General features: G+C 70.1%; 1 protein-coding gene. It reads left to right on the plus strand.

The features are described 5' to 3' along the window. The coding region (locus AB0C76_RS41340; RefSeq protein WP_359975947.1) for an acyltransferase domain-containing protein at positions 1-1,383 on the plus strand (1,383 nt) is incomplete at both ends.

The raw sequence follows: 1,383 nt of genomic DNA on the forward strand, positions 1-1,383 counted from the left end.
CGAACGGGAATGGACCCCCAACGGCCACCCCCGCCGCGCCGCCGTCTCCTCCTTCGGCATCAGCGGCACCAACGCCCACGTCATCCTCGAACAGGCGCCCGCCCTGGCGGAGGACCCGCCCACCGAACCGGTGGCACCCACGCCGACCGGGCCGGCGCTGTGGCCGCTCTCCGCACACAGCCGGAAGGCCCTGCGCGCCCAGGCCGAACGGCTCCGGTCACATGCAGTCGAGCACCCCGAGCTCGACTTCTCGGCCGTCGCACGGGAGTTGGCCACCGGACGGTCCTCCTTGGCACACCGTGCGGCGGTGGTGGCGGCCGACCGCGACGAAGCCCTCGCGGCACTCGACGCCCTCGCCAACGACCAGGACCACCCCGCCCTCCACCGCGGCGAAACCACCACCCCCGCCCGCCTCGCCTTCCTCTTCACCGGACAAGGCAGCCAGCACCCCGGCATGGGCCGCGAACTCCACACCACCCACCCCGAGTTCGCCACCGCCTTCGACACCGCCTGCGCCGCCCTCGACCCCCACCTCGACCACCCCCTACGCGACATCGTCTTCGCCCACGAAGACACCCCCGAAGCCGCACTCCTCCACCAGACCCGCTACACCCAACCCGCCCTCTTCGCCCTCCAAACCGCCCTCCACCACCTCCTCGAACACTGGGGCATCACCCCCCACTACCTCGCCGGCCACTCCATCGGCGAAATCGCCGCCGCCCACGCCGCCGGCATCCTCACCCTCGAAGACGCCGCCACCCTCGTCACCACCCGCGGCCGACTCATGCAAGCACTACCCACCCACGGCGCCATGATCGCCATCCAAGCCACCGAAGACGAAATCCTCCCCCTCCTCAACGAACGCGTCTCCATCGCCGCCATCAACAGCACCACCTCACTCGTCATCGCCGGCGACGAACCCGACGTCCAGCACATCGCCCAAACCCTCGCCACCCGAGGCCGACGCACCAAACGCCTCACCACCAGCCACGCCTTCCACTCCCCCCACATGGACCCCGTCCTCGACGAATTCCACCGCACCGCCACCCAACTCACCTACCACACACCCCACACACCCCTCATCACCAACAACGGCGACCCCACCACCCCCGAATACTGGACCCACCACATCCGCCGAACCGTCCGCTACCACGACACCGTCCACACCCTCCACACCCACGGCACCACCCACCACCTCGAACTCGGCCCCCACCCCACCCTCACCCCCCACACCCCCAACACCACCCCCCTGCTCCACCACAACCACCCCGAAACCCACACCCTCCTCACCGCACTCGCCACCACCCACACCCACGGCCACACCCCCACCCCACCCACCACCACCCACACCCACCCCAACCTCCCCACCTACCCCTTCCAGCG

This window comes from Kitasatospora sp. NPDC048722, from assembly GCF_040650235.1.
Taxonomy (GTDB): Bacteria; Actinomycetota; Actinomycetes; order Streptomycetales; family Streptomycetaceae; genus Kitasatospora.